The following is a 15928-nucleotide window of genomic DNA, read 5'->3' as shown; positions in this document are numbered from 1 at the left end:
CCGCCGGGCGGCGCAATGCGGGGTTATTGACGAGGCCACTGTTAAATCCCCCTTTCCCATCTATATCTGCGGCCATGACGGTTTTCTCCGGGTGGGGTTCGCGCGCACGCGGCCTGTTTGCTGACAACAAGAGCCCGTGGGGTCCGGTCTCCGGCCCGGGCGAGGACGAACCCCCGCGCGAAGGACCGCGCAGCCCCTGGTCGGATCCCGATCGCGGCGGCCAGTCGCCGAGCGGCGGCGGGGCGACCAACAGCCTCGAGGACCTGCTCCGGCGCGGCCGCGAGCGGCTCGGCGGCGGTGGCGGTCGCTCCGGCGGCGGGGGCGGCTTCGAACTGCCCAGCGGCGGGCTGATGGTTTGGGTCGGGCTGGCGCTCGTCGCCGCCTGGCTGGTGTTCACCAGCTTCCACTCGATCGCGCCCGAGGAACGCGGCGTGGTGACTACGCTGGGGCGCTACAACCGCACGGTCGGTTCGGGCATCGGTCTGACCCTCCCTTATCCGTTCGAGCGGATGCAGAAGGTCGACGTCGAGAATATTCGCAACGTCGATTTGGGCTCGACCGGGACCGAGACGCTGATGCTGACCGGCGACCAGAACATCATCGACATCGCTTATTCGGTGCGCTGGAACATCCGCGATCCCGAGCTCTACATCTTCAAGCTGCAGAACCCCGACGACACGATCGAGCAGGTCGCCGAAAGCGCGATGCGCGCGGTGATCGGCACCGTCACGCTGAACGATGCAATCGGCCAGCGCCGCGGTCAGATCGAGGCGCAGGTGCAGGAGAATATGCAGCGCATCCTCGACCATTATCAGGCGGGCGTCCTGGTCCAGGGCGTGGCGATCAAGCAGGCCGACCCGCCGGCCAAGGTCAATGAGGCGTTCAAGGACGTCACCGCCGCCCAGCAGGAAGCGGCGAGCTACATCAACTCGGCCAACGCCTACTCGCTGCAGCTGCGCCAGAAGGCGCTGGGTGAGGCGGGCGCGTTCGACCGCATCTACGCGCAGTACAAGCTCGCTCCCGAGGTGACCCGCCGCCGCATGTATTATGAGACGATGGAGAACGTTCTGGGTAAGGTCGACAAGACGATCATCGAGGCGCCGGGCGTGACCCCCTACCTGCCGCTGCCCCCGGCCGGCCGGAGCGCGACCACCCCGCCCGCCGTCCAGCAGGGAGCCGCCAAGTGATCGGCGCCATCACCCGCCGCCCGATCCTGGCGGCCATGATCGCCCTCATCGTGCTGGTCGCGATCCGGCTGAGCTTCATCGTGGTGCCCGAAACCAAGATGGCGCTGATCGTCCGCTTTGGCGCGCCCAACCGCGTGCTCGGGCAGAGCCAGGCCGGCATTAACTGGCGCATCCCCTTCTTCGAGAACACGGTGTGGATCGACAAGCGCGTGCGCGATGTCGACATGGAGCAGCAGCAGGTGCTGTCGACCGACCAGCTGCGGCTGCAGGTCGACGCCTTCGCCCGCTTCCGCGTGATCGATCCGCTGCGGCTTTACATCCGCGCGCGGTCGGAGGACCGGGTCAGCCAGGCGCTCCGCCCGATCCTCGGCTCCGAACTCAGGAACGAGCTTGGCAAGCGCAGCTTCGCCTCGTTGCTCAGCCCCGAGCGCGAAGGCGCGATGGAGAACGTCCAGCGCGGCCTCAACCGCGTCGCCGCCCAATATGGCGTCCAGATCATCGACGTCCGGATCAAGAAGACCGACCTACCCGAAGGATCGCCGCTCGAGAGCGCGTTCGAGCGGATGCGCACCGCGCGCGAGCAGGAAGCCCGCTCGATCCGCGCCGAGGGCGCCAAACGGGCGCAGATCATCCGCGCGCAGGCCGACGCCGAGGCGGCGCAGACCTACGCCGCGAGCTTCGGCAAGGATCCGCAATTCTACGACTTCTACCGCGCGATGCAGAGCTATCAGACGACGTTCCTCGGGGACGGCCAGACCAAGCCGGCCGCAACCCAGATCATTATGTCGCCCGATAATGAATTCTTGCGTCAGTTCCGCGGCGGGGCGGCTCGCTAACTCGTCGTTCAATGGCCGTTCAGCCGCTTGACCTAGCAGCTGAAAACAAGGCCAATCCGTGAGGTGTTTGTAAAATGACGTCGCCGAAGGAGTTTCCCAAAGTGCGCTATGCCTATGGTGTCGCGGCAGCCCTGCTGATCGGGGGCTCGGCATTTTCGATCGCGACCGGTCCGGTCGGCGCCCAGGTGGCGCAGAACGCTCCCTCGCAAATGTCGCCGCGGCCGGGTGCGCCGACCTCGTTCGCCGACCTGACCGCGCGACTGGCGCCGGCGGTGGTCAACATCTCGACCAAGCAGCGCGTCCCCGTCGCCCAGCAGGCGACCGACCCGATGGCCGAGCTGCTCCGCCGCTTCGGCGCGCCGGTCCCCGACCAGGGCCAGGGCGGCAGCGGCGGCGCGCGCACCCGTGAGACCGGCTCGCTCGGCTCGGGCTTCATCATCTCGCCCGACGGCTATGTCGTCACCAACAACCACCTCATCCAGGGCGAAGGCGGCAAGGGCGTCGTCGACCAGGTGTCGGTGAAGATGCCCGACGGACGTGAGTTCCCGGCGCGGATCGTCGGCCGCGACGTCCCCTCGGACCTCGCCCTGCTCAAGATCGAAGGCTCGGGCCTGCCCTACGTCAACTGGGGAGACAGCACCCGCGCCCGCGTCGGCGACTGGGTGATCGCGATCGGCAATCCCTATGGCCTGGGCGGCACCGTCACCGCCGGCATCGTCTCGGCGCTGCACCGCGGCATCACCGGCGTCGGCGCCTACGACCGCTACATTCAGACCGACGCCAGCATCAACATGGGCAACAGCGGCGGCCCGATGTTCGACATGTCGGGTAACGTCATCGGCATCAATTCGGCGCTGATCAGCCCGACCGGGACCAACGTCGGCATCGGCCTCGCCATCCCCGCCGAGCTGGCCCAGCCGGTGATCGAGAGTCTCCGCCGCGGCCAGGCGCCGCAGCGCGGCTACCTTGGCGTCGGCCTCCAGCCGCTCGACGACGGCATCGCCAACAGCCTCGGGCTGCCGAAGGACCGCGGCGAGCTGGTCCGCTCGGTGGTCCCGGGCGGCGCCGCGGCTCGCGCCGGGCTGCAGCAGGGCGACGTCGTGCTGTCGGTTAACGGCCGTGCGGTCACCCCGGACGAGACGGTCAGCTTCCTCATCGCCAACACCCAGGTCGGCACCCGCGTCCCGGTCGAGATCGTCCGCGGCGGGCGCCGCCAGACGGTTCAGGTCACCGTCGCCCAGCGGCCGAGCGAGGATGAACTCGCCAAGCAGGCCGGCGCCGGTGGTGGAGGATTCAACGACAACAATGGCGGCACTGCGCCCGTCGCTCCGGGCGCCACCACGCTCGGGCTGACGCTGCAGGTGCTGACCCCCGATATCGCGCGCGACGTCAATCTGCCGGCGAGTGCGCGCGGCGTCATCGTCGGCAAGGTCGATCCCGACAGCGATGCCGCCGACAAGGGCCTGCAGCGCGGCGACCTCATCATCTCGGTCAACCAGCAGCCGGTGACCACCCCCGCGCAGGTGGCGGCGCAGGTCGATGCGGCGCGCAGGGCCGGTCGCAAGTCGGTGCTGTTGCTTGTCAAGCGCGGGCCGGCGCCCGAAGCCTTCTTCGGGATCGACCTGACCCGCTAGCGTCGTCGGTTCGGCCACGCTAGGCTCGCCATCCTGATCAGGACGGGGAGCAAGGCGTGGCCGACGGTTCAACGAGCATCTTCATCGGCGCCGAGAGTGGCGGCGCCAACCCGCAGGCGCTCGAGCTCAAGCGCTCCAACCGCCACGGGCTGATCGCCGGCGCGACCGGCACCGGCAAGACCGTCACCCTCCAGGGCATTGTCGAAGGCTTCAGCCGCCAGGGCGTCGCCTGCTTCGTCAGCGATGTGAAGGGCGATCTGAGCGGGTTGGCGATGGCCGGCTCGGCACAGTCCAAGCTCCACGAGACCTTCGCCGCACGCGCGCAGGACATCGGCATGACCGACTGGACCTATGCCGACGTGCCGGTCCAGTTCTGGGACCTGTTCGGTGAGCAGGGCCACCCCATCCGCACCACCGTCAGCGAGATGGGGCCGCTGCTCCTCGCCCGGCTGATGAACCTGAACGACGTCCAGGAAGGCGTCCTCAACATCGCCTTCACCGTTGCCGACAAGGAGGGCCTGCTCCTCCTCGACCTCGACGACCTCCAGTCGATGCTCGTCCACTGCGGCGAGGAAGCCGACCAGCTCACCCTCCAATATGGCAATGTCACCAAGCAGTCGGTCGGCTCGATCCAGCGCAACCTGCTCCAGCTGCGCAGCCAGGGCGGCGACCATTTCTTCGGTGAGCCGGCGCTCGAGCTCAGCGACTTCATCGGTGCCGACGACCAGGGCCGCGGTATCGTCAACATCCTTGCCGCCGACAAGTTGATGGCGAGCCCCCGGCTCTACGCGACCTTCCTGCTGTGGCTGCTCTCCGAACTGTTCCAGGACCTCCCCGAGGTCGGCGATCCCGACAAGCCCAAGCTGTGCTTCTTCTTCGACGAAGCCCACCTGCTGTTCGAGAACGCCCCCGACGCACTGCTCGAAAAGGTCGAGCAGGTGGTCCGCCTGATCCGCTCCAAGGGCGTCGGCGTCTATTTCATCACGCAGAACCCGATCGACATTCCCGACAAGGTCGCCGCGCAGCTCAACAACCGCGTTCAGCACAAATTGAACGCCTTCACCCCGCGCGACCAGCAGGCGGTGCAGGCGGCGGCGAACACCTTCCGGCCCAATCCCAAGGTCGATGTCGCCAGCGCCATCACCGAACTCAAGATCGGCGAGGCGCTGGTCTCGCTGCTCCAGCCCGACGGCTCGCCCGAGCCGGTCCAGCGGGTGCTGATCAAGCCGCCCTCGACCCGGGTCGGCGCGCTCACCCCGCAGGAGCGCGGGGTCATCATGACCACCGACGCCATCGGCACCAAATATGACACGCTGGTCGACCGCGAGAGCGCGGAGGAATTGCTCAAGGCCAAGGCCGACGAAGCCGCGGCCGCCGCGCAGCAGGCGCAGGCGCAGGACCAGGCCGCCAAGGATGCCGCGGCGCAGGCCAAGGTCGATGCCCAGGCCGCGCGCGAGCAGGCCCGGGCCCAGCTCGAGCAGCAGAAGCTGCAGATGCAGCAACAGCGCATCCAGCAGCAGGAGGCGGCCCGGCAGGCGCGCGAGGATGCGCGGCCCAGCGTCGCCGACAAGATGATCCAGTCGGCGGTGCGCGCGGCGTCGAGCTCGGTCGGGCGCCAGCTCGGCAATCAGCTGCTGCGCGGGATCATGGGCGGGCTGTTCAAGGGCCGCTAATCGCCCGTCAAGGCGTTGACAGCTTGGCCCCCCACCGCCAAGAGCGCCCCCGCGCCTCGTGGAGAGGTGGCCGAGTGGTTAAAGGCAGCAGACTGTAAATCTGCCCGCGCAAGCGTACGCTGGTTCGAATCCAGCCCTCTCCACCATCATTGTCGCCCCCGCTGGCGGGCGCCTCGGGACCGATCGCTTCTCCTTGAACAGCATTAATCGGTGGCGTGACCGCCGACCGGGGATTTTGCGACGTTGATGCGTTCTGCCGACCAATCGCGCGCCGGTTGAACGCACGATGGTTTCGCCACAGGCATATCAAGCTCATTAACCTGCGCAGCCTTTTCCCTAGGTTACTTCTCCAAACTTCGGCATCATCGCTGCCGCACTTATGCACAGCGTCGAGTCGGCGACTTGGCAGATTGATTTTATTCGGCAACCTGCCGGGGGGAACTAGCGTGTATCAGCAGTTCGGGGGCCCATTCGTCGTGGACAAGGACAAGCTCGACTCGCCAACCGAAGAGGCGCGCCGGGCAGCAGAAAGAATCGCTTCCCTCACCGTCGGCCAGCTCGAGGTCCTGCGGCTGGTCGATCAGCATCTCAGCAGCAAGGAGATTGCCGGACGCCTCGGCATCTCGCCGCACACCGTGGACCAGCGCATCCGCACCGCCATCCGCATTCTCGGCGTCGCCCGCCGGCAGGACGCCGCGCGACTGGTCGCCCAGGCCGAGCCATATCAGCGGTTGATACATCAAGCGCCGTATCTCGACCCGACCCCGGCCCCCGACCATCCAGACGGGGCGATCAGTTTTCAGATTCGGCACGCTGATCGTGCAGTGGGGATCGGGGATGGTGAAGTTCTCGAAACCGAGCAGGGGGCGACACGGCCCCGGTCCTCGCTGGTTCTGCCGTGGTCAACCAGGAGCAACCCGCGCAATGAGATGAGCTTCGGCCAGCGGTTGCTCTGGATCCTCGGGATCGCACTGGGCGCCAGCTTCTCGGCCGGTATGTATCTCGCGGGACTCGAAAGTCTCGCCAGGCTCGCCGGACACTAAGGCCAGTTCAGCTCTACCGCGGACCACATAAGACCGGGCGGCTCTCCGCCTGGCACAGAGAGGTCATGCGAAAGCAAATCATCGAGCAATCCGCCCACGCCGTCGCCACCCAGATCCGGGCGGTCGAGGACAGCATCGAAGCGGCCCTAATGGAACTGGCCGAGCTGCAGTCGCGGCTGATCCGCGCCCGCTCCTGCACCGGCGTCGCCATCGGCACGGGTCATGAAGCGTTCGAGGAAGTCGCCGGCGCCCTGAACGGGCTGGTCGCCGCACGCGGCCGGATGGGGCAGGCGCATGTCATCCTGCTCGACGCCAAGAACAAGATCCCGGGCCTGCGGACGGTTTCCTTTGGCGACGGGATGGAATGTCCGCCCGCGTCGGCGCACTTGCGCGCGGTCGGCTGATCGAGACCCACTTTCATCACAAGCGAGCCGGCCGGGCATCCCGGTCCGGCTCCTTTTGATTTAGGGAGGCGACGCCATGGTCCACATCGCTCTCTATTACGGCCTTGTCCTGTTGGTGGTGGTGATCGCCCTCGTTCGCGGCGACCGCGAAATCCGCATTGCTGCGATTGTCTGCCTCTGTGCATCGGCGCTCTCGACGGCGCTCATCAACGTCGAGACCCAGATCGCCGTCAGCGTCGCGCTGATCGACCTCGGCATGCTCGCCTTCTTCGTGGCGCTCGCGCTGACCACTCACCGCTTCTGGCCATTGTGGGCTGCCGGGCTGCAACTGACGACGCTCATGGGACATGGGCTGCGCCTCCTTCAGCCGAGCCTGCTCAACATCGCTTATGCCGCCGCAATGCGCTTCTGGGCCTATCCCATCCTGCTCATCCTCCTCGCTGCGGCGCTCAGGAGCGATCGTTACCGCCGACTGGGGCTCGACTTCTCCGCCTAGCCCTTGGCGCCCGCCTTCGCCTAAGACGAAGCGGAGATGATCGACCCACCGCCCCTCGTCCGTGCCCTGCTCGACGCCGCGGGCGATCCGACCCTGCTGATCGAGCGCGAGCGCACCGTCGCCGCCAACGCCGCCGCGCGCGAGCTGTTCGGCGACGCGATCGTCGGGCGCGACATCCGCCTCGCCATCCGCCAGCCGCAGGCCTTGTCGGCGATCCAGGTCGGCAAGGCCGCCGAACTGGAAGTGAGCGGGATCGGCGGCATCGCCCGCAGCTGGAGCCTCTTGGTCCGCCCGCTCGACGACGACCTGCTGCTCGTTCGGCTCGCGGACCGGTCGGCGATGCGCGCGGCGGAAAAGACCCGGGTCGATTTCGTCGCCAATGCCAGTCACGAGCTACGTACTCCGCTGGCGACGATCATCGGCTATGCCGAAACCCTCGCCGACGACGGCGAATTGCCCGATCCGCTGCGCCGCAAGTTCGCCGACTCGATCCACGGCGAGGCGCGACGGATGCTGCGGATCGTCGCCGACCTGATGAGCCTCAGCCGGATCGCATCGGAGCGCTTCAGCGTGCCGTCCGAGCGGGTCGATCTGCGCGAGGTGGCGCTCACCGCCGTGGTCAACGCCGGCCCGCTCGCCAGCGAACGCGGCGCGAAGATCACCGTCGGCGAGGAAGCGCACCGGCCCCAAGTCGCCGGCGATTATGCGCAGTTGCTGCAACTGGCCGATAACCTCGTCGCCAACGCGCTGCGCTACGGCTGCCCGACCCCGGGCCGGACGGTCGAGGTGACGATCGACCAGCGCGGCGGCGAGGCACTGCTCAGCGTGCGCGACCATGGCGATGGCATCGCCAGCGAGCATATCCCGCGGCTGACCGAGCGTTTCTACCGTGTCGATGCCGCGCGCAGCCGCGACAGCGGCGGTACCGGGCTCGGGCTGGCGATCGTCAAGCACATCGTCGAGCGCCATCGCGGCCGGCTCGACATCAGCAGCACGCCCGGCGCCGGCACCACGGTGACCGTCGCCCTGCCGCTCGCCTGAGTCGCCGTCACAAAACCGTCACCGGACCGTCACGCTTGAATCGCTTAGCCACGGCTAGGGCGAGCGGGACTCGATGCGGGGAAGGATTCGCAAAGCCATGAAGAAGATCGTCTGGGCCACGCCGTTGGTTGCTCTGGTGGCCGCCTGTGGTGGCAATGGCGGCAATGCCGCGCAGCAGCTCAAGGTGGTCGGTTCGGCCACCGTCTATCCGTTCACCACCGCGGTGGCCGAGGCCTTTCAGAAGGCCAACCCCGGCGCGCGCGTGACCGTCGAGGCGACCGGCACCGGCGCCGGCATGAAGATCTTCTGCGGCGGTGTCGGCGCCGATTCGCCCGACATCGAGAACGCCTCGCGCGCGATGAAGAAGAGCGAATATGACCTGTGCGCCAAGAACGGCGCCAAGGACGTCATCGAAGTGCCGATCGGGATCGACGGGCTGACCCTCATCCAGAACAAGGGCGCGCAAGCCCTCAACCTCACCCAGGCCGACATCTACAAGGCGCTCGCCGCCAACCCGTTCGGCAAGGGTCCGAACACCGCCAAGACCTGGCACGACGTCAACCCGGCGCTGCCCGCCACCCCGATCCGGATCATGGGCCCCTCGCCCGTCTCGGGCACCCGCGACAGCCTCGCCGACCTCATCCTGACCAAGGGCTGCGACACCGACCCGGCGATGGCCGCGCTCGCCAAGTCGGACGACGCCAAGCACAAGGACATCTGCTCCAAGATCCGCGAGGACGGCGCCTATGTCGAGGTCGCCGACAATCCCAACCTGCTGGTGCAGAAGGTCAGCCTCGACAACACCACCCTGGGCGTGCTCGGCTTCTCTTACCTCAACGTCAATGGCGACAAGGTGAAGGCGGTCCAGATCAAGGGCGTCTCGCCGAGCGAGGCGACCATCGCCGACCTGAGCTACCCCGGCGCGCGCAAGCTCTACATCTACGTGAAGGGCGAGCATCTCGCCGCGCGTCCGGCGCTCAAGCAGTTCGTCACCTTCTACGCGACCCAGTGGGGTCAGGGCGGCGCGCTCCAGAAGAAGGGCCTGGTGCCGTTCGGTGGTGCCGATGCGACCGCGGCCACCGCGCAGGCTGCGGCCCTCAAGCCGCTCGACCCGTCGACCCTCAAGTAAGCGGAACCGCCCGCGCGTGATCTTGCTGCTGACCTTGGCCGCCATCCTCGCGGTGGCGGCGGGCGGCTTCGTGCTCGCCCTCAACCGCGCGCGCGCCCTGCGCCGCGCGGGCGGCCGGCTGCACAGCCTGCCCGTCTACCACGCCAGCCTGGCCGCGCTGGCGGGGCTGCTCCCGGCGCTGCTGGCGCTCGCGGCCTGGGTACCGGCCCAGCAGGCCATGGTCCGCCATGCCGTGCTGTCGAGCCCGGTGGCGGCGGCGATGCCCGCTGATCCGATGCTCCAATCGGCCGTGCTCGACGAGGCGCGGCAGATCGCCCGCGGCCAGCTCGCCGCCGGGTTCAATCCGCAATCGACCAGCCTCGCCCCCATTTGGGCGGCGGCCGAGCGCCAATGGTCGTGGCTCGGCGCGGCGCTGGTAATCGCGGTCGCGCTGGCGGGGACCGCGCTGGCGTTCGCGCGGGTGCGTACCTCGTTCCGCGCGCGGCCGAGCGTCGAGCGGCGGCTGCTGTGGGTGCTGGCCGGCGCCTCGCTGATCGCCGTGCTGACCACCGCCGGCATCGTCCTTTCGCTGCTGTTCGAAAGCCTTCGCTTCTTCCAGCAGGTCAATCCGCTAAGCTTCCTGTTCGGCACCGAGTGGAGCCCCCAGACCGCCCTGCGCGCCGACCAGGCGGGGTCGTCGGGCAGCTTCGGCTTCGTGCCCCTGCTGTGGGGCACCATCTTCATCGGGGCGATCATCGCGATGATCGTCGCCATTCCGCTCGGGCTGATGAGCGCCATCTACCTGACCCAATATGCCGACCCGCGCCTGCGCAAGTGGCTCAAGCCCGTGCTCGAAATCCTCGCCGGCGTGCCGACCGTGGTCTACGGCTATTTCGCCGCGATCACGCTGGCGCCCGCGATCCGCGACCTCGGGCTCGCAATCGGCATCAGCTCCGCCTCGGCCGAAAGCGCGCTGGCGGCCGGGCTCGTCATGGGAATCATGATCATCCCCTTCGTCAGCTCGATGGCCGACGACAGCCTCGCCGCGGTGCCGCAGGCGATGCGCGACGGCAGCCTGGCGATGGGCGCCACCCGCTCCGAGACCATCCGCAACGTGCTGCTGCCCGCCGCGCTGCCCGGCATCGTCGGCGGCGTCCTGCTCGCGGTCAGCCGGGCGATCGGCGAGACGATGATCGTCGTCATGGCCGCCGGCCTCGCCGCCAATCTCACCGCCAATCCGTTCCACAGCGTCACCACCGTCACGGTGCAGATCGTGCAATTGCTCACCGGCGAGCAGGAGTTCGACAGCCCCAAGACGCTGGCGGCCTTCGCGCTCGGGCTGGCGCTGTTCGCCATCACCCTCATCCTCAACCTCATCGCGCTGATCGTCGTGCGCCGCTATCGGGAAGCCTATGAGTAAGAGCGCGCCCCGCTGGACTGACGCGGCGATGCAGGCGCGCGTCCGCCGCCGCTACGCCGCCGAGCGCCGCTTCAAGGCGTTCGGGCTGGCGGCGATTGGCCTGTCCGTCGCCTTCCTCCTGTTCCTGCTCGTCACCATAGCCGCCAACGGCTTGGGCGGGCTCAGCCTCGACTTTCTGACCAGCAGCGATTCGACCGACGCGGCCAGCGCCGGCGTGTGGGGCGCGCTGGTCGGCAGCTTCCTCACCATCCTCGTCACCATCGCACTGGCCTTCCCCATCGGCGTGCTGGCCGCGCTCTACCTCGAGGAATTCGCCGCGCGGAACCGCTGGACCGACCTCGTCGAGGTCAGCATCAACAACCTCGCCGCGGTCCCGTCGATCATCTACGGCCTGCTCGGGCTGGCGGTATTCCTCGACCTGATGGGCCTGCCCCGCTCGGCGCCGCTGGTCGGCGGGATGACGCTCGCGCTGATGACCTTCCCGGTGATCGTGATCGCGGCGCGCAACGCCATCAAGGCGGTGCCCCCCTCGATCCGCGACGCCGCGCTCGGCGTCGGCGCCTCCAAGATGCAGGTGGTGTTCCACCATGTCCTCCCGCTGGCGCTGCCCGGCATCCTGACCGGCACCATCATCGGGGTCGCCCGCGCGCTGGGCGAGACCGCGCCGCTGCTGATGATCGGCATGCGCGCCTTCATCGCCATCCCGCCGCATGGCGTGACCGACCCCGCCACGGTGCTTCCGATGCAGATCTTCCTGTGGTCGGACCAGGTCGATCACGCCTATGTCCAGAAGACCAGCGCCGCCATCATTGTGCTGCTCGTCTTCATGCTGCTGATGAACGGGCTGGCGATCGCGCTCCGCAACAAATTCGAACGACGCTGGTAGGGCCGTGCAGATGACCAAGGAACAGCCGCCGATCTCGCCGACCACGCCGGTGCCCTTTCCCTCGACCGCGATCGCGGCTGACGCCGCGCGGGAGGACGAGTTCAACGCCGAGCGCCAGCCCGAGCCCGCGCCGGCGCTCGACGAGGCCGTCGCCAGCAACCCGACCGCGGCCGAGCCGGCCACGGGCGAGGCGCCCAAGATGCGCGCCGAGGACGTAAGCGTCTTCTACGGTGAAAAGCAGGCGCTGAAAGACGTCTCGATCGAGATCCGCGACGACAAGGTCACCGCTTTCATCGGCCCGTCGGGCTGCGGCAAGTCGACCTTCCTGCGCTGCCTCAACCGGATGAACGACACGATCCCCGGCGCGCGCGTGACCGGCGACATCAGCCTCGACGGCGAGGACATCAACTCGCCCGACATGGACGTCGTCCAGCTCCGTGCCCGCGTCGGCATGGTGTTCCAGAAACCCAACCCCTTCCCCAAGTCGATCTTCGACAACATTGCCTACGGCCCGCGCATCCACGGCCTCGCGCCGACCCGGACCGACCTCGAGGGGATCGTCGAGCGCAGCCTCAAGCGCGCCGGCCTGTGGGACGAGGTCAAGGATCGCCTCACCGAAAGCGGCACCGCGCTGTCGGGCGGCCAGCAACAGCGGCTGTGCATCGCCCGCGCCATCGCGGTCGATCCCGAAGTCATCCTGATGGACGAGCCCTGCTCGGCGCTCGACCCGATCGCCACCGCCAAGATCGAGGAGCTGATCCACGAATTGCGCGGCCGCTACGCGATCGCGATCGTCACCCACAACATGCAGCAGGCGGCGCGGGTCAGCCAGCGGACGGCCTTTTTCCACCTCGGTGAGATGGTCGAATATGGCAAGACCAGCGACATCTTCACCAACCCCCGCCAGCAACGCACGCAAGACTATATCACCGGCCGCTACGGCTGAGTGGGAGCACGACCATGATGGCCACCCAGGGACATACGATCAAAGCCTTCGACGAGGATCTCGACCGGCTGCGCGCGCTCATCAGTGAGATGGGCGGGCTGGCCGAGCACGGGATCATCGAGGCGATGCGCTGCCTGACCGAGCGCGACCTCGACGGCGCTCATCAGGTGATTGAGGACGACAAGAAGATCGACGCGCTCGAGGTCGAGACCGAGAGCCGGGTCATCCGCCTGATCGCGCTGCGCGCACCGATGGCCGGGGACCTGCGCGACGTAGTCGCCGCGCTCAAGATCTCGGGCGTGGTCGAGCGGATCGGCGACTATGCCAAGAACATCGCCAAGCGCGTGCCCCTGCTCGAGGACGCCGCTAAGATCGAGCCGCTGTCACTACTGCCCGAGATGGCGCGGATCGCCACCCAAATGGTGCAGGACGTGCTGAACGCCTTCGTCAACCGCGACGCCGAGGGCGCGCTCCGCGTCTGCGCCCGCGACAAGGCGGTGGACGATTTCTACGACAGCATCTTCCGCACGCTGCTGACCCACATGATGGAGAACCCGCACAACATCGGGCAGTCGGCGCACCTGCTGTTCGTCGCCAAGAACCTCGAGCGGGTCGGCGACCACGCCACCAACATCGCCGAGATGGTCTATTACGCCGCCACGGGGGAACATATGGAGCAGCGCGCCAAGGGCGGCGAAGGGCTCGCCAAGCCGTGACCACCAAGAAGCTCCTGCTGGTCGAGGACGACCGCAACCTGGCCGAGCTGATCGGCTTCCACTTCGAGCGCGCGGGCTTCACCATCACCCGCACCGGCGACGGCGAAGAAGCGCTGATCCTCGCCGAGGAGACCCGCCCCGACCTCATCATCCTCGACTGGATGATCGAAGGGATCAGCGGGATCGAGGTCTGCCGCCGCCTGCGCCGCCGCCAGTCGACCGCGCACCTGCCAATCATCATGCTGACCGCGCGCGGCGAGGAGGACGACCGCATTCGCGGGCTCGAGACCGGCGCCGACGATTATCTGACCAAGCCGTTCAGCCCCAAGGAACTCGTCGCGCGTGCCTCGGCGGTGCTGCGGCGGGTGCGTCCGGCGCTGGCGGCCGAGCAGCTCGACTATCAGGGGCTCGAGATGGACCTGACCGCCCATCGCGTCCGCCGCGAGGGCAAGCCGGTGAGCGTCGGCCCGACCGAATATCGCCTGCTCCGCCATTTCCTCGAGAACCCGGGCCGGGTCTTCTCGCGTCAGCAATTGCTCGAGACCGTCTGGCCGCACAGCGAGGAGATCGAGCTGCGCACGGTCGACGTCCACATCCGCCGGCTGCGGCTGGCGCTGGGCGAGCCCGATCTCATCCGCACGGTCCGCAGCGCGGGCTATGCCCTGGATGCCGAAGGGGTGGCATAAGCTCACCACCCGTCATGCTGAACTCGTTTCAGCATCCATTTTCGAGCCGCACCGTGCATGTCGAGATGAACCCTGAAACGAGTTCAGGGTGACGGCTGGGGCCTGAGCGCTTAAGGCGCGGCCATGACCCGCCGCAAGAAATCGCACCAGAGCCACGGCAGCGCCAATCGCCCGCGACTGTGGGGCAAGCACGCCGTCGCCGCCGCGCTCGATAATCCCAATCGCAAGATCCTCAAGGCATGGGCGACGCGCGAGGCCGCGGGCTTCATGCAATTCCCGCCCGATGTGCCCCTCGTCTTCGCCGAAGGGCCCGACATGGGCCGCCTCGTCCCCAACGACGCCCCGCACCAGGGCGTGGTGATCGAGGTCGAGCCGCTCGAGGACGTCTGGCTCGGCGACATCCTCGCCGAGGCCGACGAGAAGGCGATCCTGCTGGTCCTCGACCAGGTCACCGATCCGCACAATGTCGGCGCGATCCTCCGTTCGGCGGCGGCGTTCGGCGCGGTCGGGATCGTCACCCAGGACCGCCATTCGCCGATCGAGGGCGGCGTCCTCGCCAAGGCGGCGAGCGGCGCGCTCGAGCGGGTGCCATGGGCGCGCGTCGTCAACCTCGCCCGCGCGCTCGAGGAGATCGCCGAGGCCGGCTTCTGGCGGATCGGCCTCGCCGGCGAAGCCACCACCGAATTGAAGAACGCACTCGGCCCGCAGCGGGTGGCGCTGGTCCTCGGCGCCGAAGGACCGGGCATGCGCAGCAACACCCGCGAGCATTGCGATGCGCTCGCGAAGCTGCCGATCAGTGCCGCCATCGAAAGCCTCAACGTGTCCAACGCCGCCGCCGTCGCGCTTTACGCGGCGAGCGTGGCGTGACCCTCCGCGCAAGCCGTCATGCCGGACTTGATCCGGCATCCACCTTTGTCTTCGGCGCAGCGAATGCAGTTGGACCCCGGATCAAGTCCGGGGTGACGAACTGAGATGGTAAGAACCACCGAAAGCCTCGAAGTCGCGCTCGACCATCTCGCCGCGAGCGAGCCCGCCTTCGCCGACGTGATGGAACGGCTCGGCCGCCCCGATCCGCGCCATTCCGAGCCGGGCGTGACCACCCTCCTCCGCACCATCGTCGGCCAGCAGGTCAGCGTCGCCGCGGCGCGCTCGATGTGGAACAAGCTGGTCGCCGGCTATGGCGACCCACCCGACCTCGAACGGCTCATCGCCGCCAGCGACGAGGAGCTGCGCGAGGCGGGCCTGTCACGGCAGAAGGCCGGCTATGCGCGCAGCCTGGCGTCGCTGGTGCTCTCAGGTGAACTCGACCTCGCCCATCTGCCTGCGGACAATGAGGAAGCGATCGCGCTTCTGACCAGGATCAAGGGCATCGGCCGCTGGTCGGCGGAAATCTATCTGCTGTTCGCCGAAGGCCGCGCCGACGCCTTTCCGGCCGGCGACCTCGCGGTGCAGGTCGCACTCGGCAAGATGCTCGGGCATGACGAGCGCCCATCGGAAAAGCATCTGCGCGAGCTGGCCGAACCGTGGCGCCCCTATCGCGGCGCCGCCGCGGTGCTCGCCTGGCACCATTATAACAGCGACGTGCTCTGAGCCGCGCCCGCTAAAGGCCCTTCACTAACGCTCGCTTCTGGGTCACCTTGCGCCAACCACCACGACGGAGGCGAACATGGCGCACAAGTTCGAGATCCATAAGGACAAGAAGGGCGAGTTCCGCGTCCGCTTCAAATATAACAGCGAGACGATGTTCGCGTCCGAAGGCTATTCCAGCAAGGCGTCGGCGATGAACGCGATCGAGTCGGTCCGCAAGAACGCGCCCGGCGCCGAGGTCGAAGACAATAGCTGAGCCGGCCGC

17 protein-coding genes and 1 tRNA gene are annotated in these 15928 nt (G+C 67.9%); all 18 read left to right on the top strand.

Going from position 1 to position 15928, the window contains the following annotated elements; genetic code table 11:
* Positions 1 to 74: 74 nt before the first annotated feature.
* A complete protein-coding gene (hflK, locus tag GCU42_RS13455; protein ID WP_114228545.1) occupies positions 75 to 1187 on the top strand; it encodes an FtsH protease activity modulator HflK in 1113 nt (370 codons plus the stop codon).
* The gene (hflC, locus tag GCU42_RS13450; RefSeq protein ID WP_114228657.1) at positions 1187 to 2023 is read left to right on the top strand and encodes a protease modulator HflC; all 837 of its coding nucleotides are present in this window, start codon (positions 1187 to 1189) and stop codon (positions 2021 to 2023) included. The genes hflK and hflC overlap by 1 nt, the downstream gene beginning before the upstream one ends.
* A 74-nt stretch (positions 2024 to 2097) precedes the next feature.
* Positions 2098 to 3657, top strand: coding sequence for a Do family serine endopeptidase (locus GCU42_RS13445; protein ID WP_420496925.1), 1560 nt, complete (start codon positions 2098 to 2100; stop codon positions 3655 to 3657).
* A gap of 56 nt (positions 3658 to 3713) precedes the next feature.
* Positions 3714 to 5330: a helicase HerA-like domain-containing protein gene (locus GCU42_RS13440; protein WP_114228546.1), complete on the top strand. Its 1617-nt coding sequence runs from the start codon at positions 3714 to 3716 to the stop codon at positions 5328 to 5330.
* A gap of 60 nt (positions 5331 to 5390) precedes the next feature.
* Positions 5391 to 5476, top strand: a tRNA-Tyr gene (locus tag GCU42_RS13435).
* Between the two features lie 300 nt (positions 5477 to 5776).
* Positions 5777 to 6373, top strand: a complete 597-nt coding sequence (locus GCU42_RS13430; RefSeq protein WP_162789304.1) for a helix-turn-helix domain-containing protein — start codon at positions 5777 to 5779, stop codon at positions 6371 to 6373.
* A 65-nt stretch (positions 6374 to 6438) separates the two neighbouring features.
* Positions 6439 to 6777 (top strand): hypothetical protein, encoded by a 339-nt coding sequence (locus GCU42_RS13425; protein ID WP_114228548.1) that lies wholly within the window; start codon positions 6439 to 6441, stop codon positions 6775 to 6777.
* A 76-nt stretch (positions 6778 to 6853) separates the two neighbouring features.
* Positions 6854 to 7273 carry a hypothetical protein gene (locus tag GCU42_RS13420; protein WP_114228549.1) on the top strand — a complete coding sequence of 140 codons (420 nt, stop codon included), beginning with the start codon at positions 6854 to 6856 and terminating at the stop codon, positions 7271 to 7273.
* A gap of 36 nt (positions 7274 to 7309) precedes the next feature.
* Positions 7310 to 8314 (top strand): sensor histidine kinase, encoded by a 1005-nt coding sequence (locus tag GCU42_RS13415; protein ID WP_114228550.1) that lies wholly within the window; start codon positions 7310 to 7312, stop codon positions 8312 to 8314.
* Between the two features lie 97 nt (positions 8315 to 8411).
* Positions 8412 to 9443 (top strand): substrate-binding domain-containing protein, encoded by a 1032-nt coding sequence (locus GCU42_RS13410; protein WP_114228551.1) that lies wholly within the window; start codon positions 8412 to 8414, stop codon positions 9441 to 9443.
* A 16-nt stretch (positions 9444 to 9459) separates the two neighbouring features.
* On the top strand, positions 9460 to 10842 hold the full coding sequence (gene pstC / locus GCU42_RS13405; protein WP_420496926.1) for a phosphate ABC transporter permease subunit PstC: 1383 nt from the start codon (positions 9460 to 9462) through the stop codon (positions 10840 to 10842).
* Positions 10835 to 11728 (top strand): phosphate ABC transporter permease PstA, encoded by an 894-nt coding sequence (gene pstA, locus GCU42_RS13400; RefSeq protein ID WP_240309528.1) that lies wholly within the window; start codon positions 10835 to 10837, stop codon positions 11726 to 11728. The genes pstC and pstA overlap by 8 nt, the downstream gene beginning before the upstream one ends.
* A 199-nt stretch (positions 11729 to 11927) precedes the next feature.
* Entirely contained in the window at positions 11928 to 12674 is a 747-nt protein-coding gene (gene pstB, locus GCU42_RS13395; RefSeq protein WP_240309538.1) for a phosphate ABC transporter ATP-binding protein PstB, read from the top strand.
* Positions 12675 to 12691: 17 nt separating this feature from the next.
* Positions 12692 to 13390: a phosphate signaling complex protein PhoU gene (gene phoU / locus GCU42_RS13390; protein ID WP_114228660.1), complete on the top strand. Its 699-nt coding sequence runs from the start codon at positions 12692 to 12694 to the stop codon at positions 13388 to 13390.
* Positions 13387 to 14076, top strand: a complete 690-nt coding sequence (gene phoB, locus GCU42_RS13385; protein ID WP_114228554.1) for a phosphate regulon transcriptional regulator PhoB — start codon at positions 13387 to 13389, stop codon at positions 14074 to 14076. Before phoU ends, phoB begins: the two co-directional genes overlap by 4 nt.
* Positions 14077 to 14199: 123 nt before the next feature.
* Positions 14200 to 14943, top strand: a complete 744-nt coding sequence (gene rlmB / locus GCU42_RS13380; RefSeq protein WP_114228555.1) for a 23S rRNA (guanosine(2251)-2'-O)-methyltransferase RlmB — start codon at positions 14200 to 14202, stop codon at positions 14941 to 14943.
* A 105-nt stretch (positions 14944 to 15048) separates the two neighbouring features.
* On the top strand, positions 15049 to 15666 hold the full coding sequence (locus tag GCU42_RS13375; RefSeq protein WP_114228556.1) for a DNA-3-methyladenine glycosylase family protein: 618 nt from the start codon (positions 15049 to 15051) through the stop codon (positions 15664 to 15666).
* 76 nt (positions 15667 to 15742) lie between these two features.
* Complete coding sequence (locus tag GCU42_RS13370; protein ID WP_114228557.1) at positions 15743 to 15919, top strand: YegP family protein; 177 nt, start codon at positions 15743 to 15745, stop codon at positions 15917 to 15919.
* Positions 15920 to 15928 lie beyond the last annotated feature (9 nt).

This window comes from Sphingomonas ginsengisoli An et al. 2013, from assembly GCF_009363895.1.
Classification (GTDB): domain Bacteria; phylum Pseudomonadota; class Alphaproteobacteria; order Sphingomonadales; family Sphingomonadaceae; genus Sphingomicrobium; species Sphingomicrobium ginsengisoli.
This window is presented reverse-complemented; position numbering and strand designations above follow the sequence as displayed.

Bases quoted from the DNA above. Each gene is read 5' to 3' on its own strand.
- hflK (WP_114228545.1), top strand. From the start codon at position 75: ATGACGGTTTTCTCCGGGTGGGGTTCGCGCGCACGCGGCCTGTTTGCT.
- GCU42_RS13445 (WP_420496925.1), top strand. From the start codon at position 2,098: ATGACGTCGCCGAAGGAGTTTCCCAAAGTGCGCTATGCCTATGGTGTC.
- GCU42_RS13425 (WP_114228548.1), top strand. From the start codon at position 6,439: ATGCGAAAGCAAATCATCGAGCAATCCGCCCACGCCGTCGCCACCCAG.
- GCU42_RS13420 (WP_114228549.1), top strand. From the start codon at position 6,854: ATGGTCCACATCGCTCTCTATTACGGCCTTGTCCTGTTGGTGGTGGTG.
- GCU42_RS13415 (WP_114228550.1), top strand. From the start codon at position 7,310: ATGATCGACCCACCGCCCCTCGTCCGTGCCCTGCTCGACGCCGCGGGC.
- GCU42_RS13410 (WP_114228551.1), top strand. From the start codon at position 8,412: ATGAAGAAGATCGTCTGGGCCACGCCGTTGGTTGCTCTGGTGGCCGCC.
- pstA (WP_240309528.1), top strand. From the start codon at position 10,835: ATGAGTAAGAGCGCGCCCCGCTGGACTGACGCGGCGATGCAGGCGCGC.
- pstB (WP_240309538.1), top strand. From the start codon at position 11,928: ATGCGCGCCGAGGACGTAAGCGTCTTCTACGGTGAAAAGCAGGCGCTG.
- phoU (WP_114228660.1), top strand. From the start codon at position 12,692: ATGGCCACCCAGGGACATACGATCAAAGCCTTCGACGAGGATCTCGAC.
- rlmB (WP_114228555.1), top strand. From the start codon at position 14,200: ATGACCCGCCGCAAGAAATCGCACCAGAGCCACGGCAGCGCCAATCGC.
- GCU42_RS13375 (WP_114228556.1), top strand. From the start codon at position 15,049: ATGGTAAGAACCACCGAAAGCCTCGAAGTCGCGCTCGACCATCTCGCC.
- GCU42_RS13370 (WP_114228557.1), top strand. From the start codon at position 15,743: ATGGCGCACAAGTTCGAGATCCATAAGGACAAGAAGGGCGAGTTCCGC.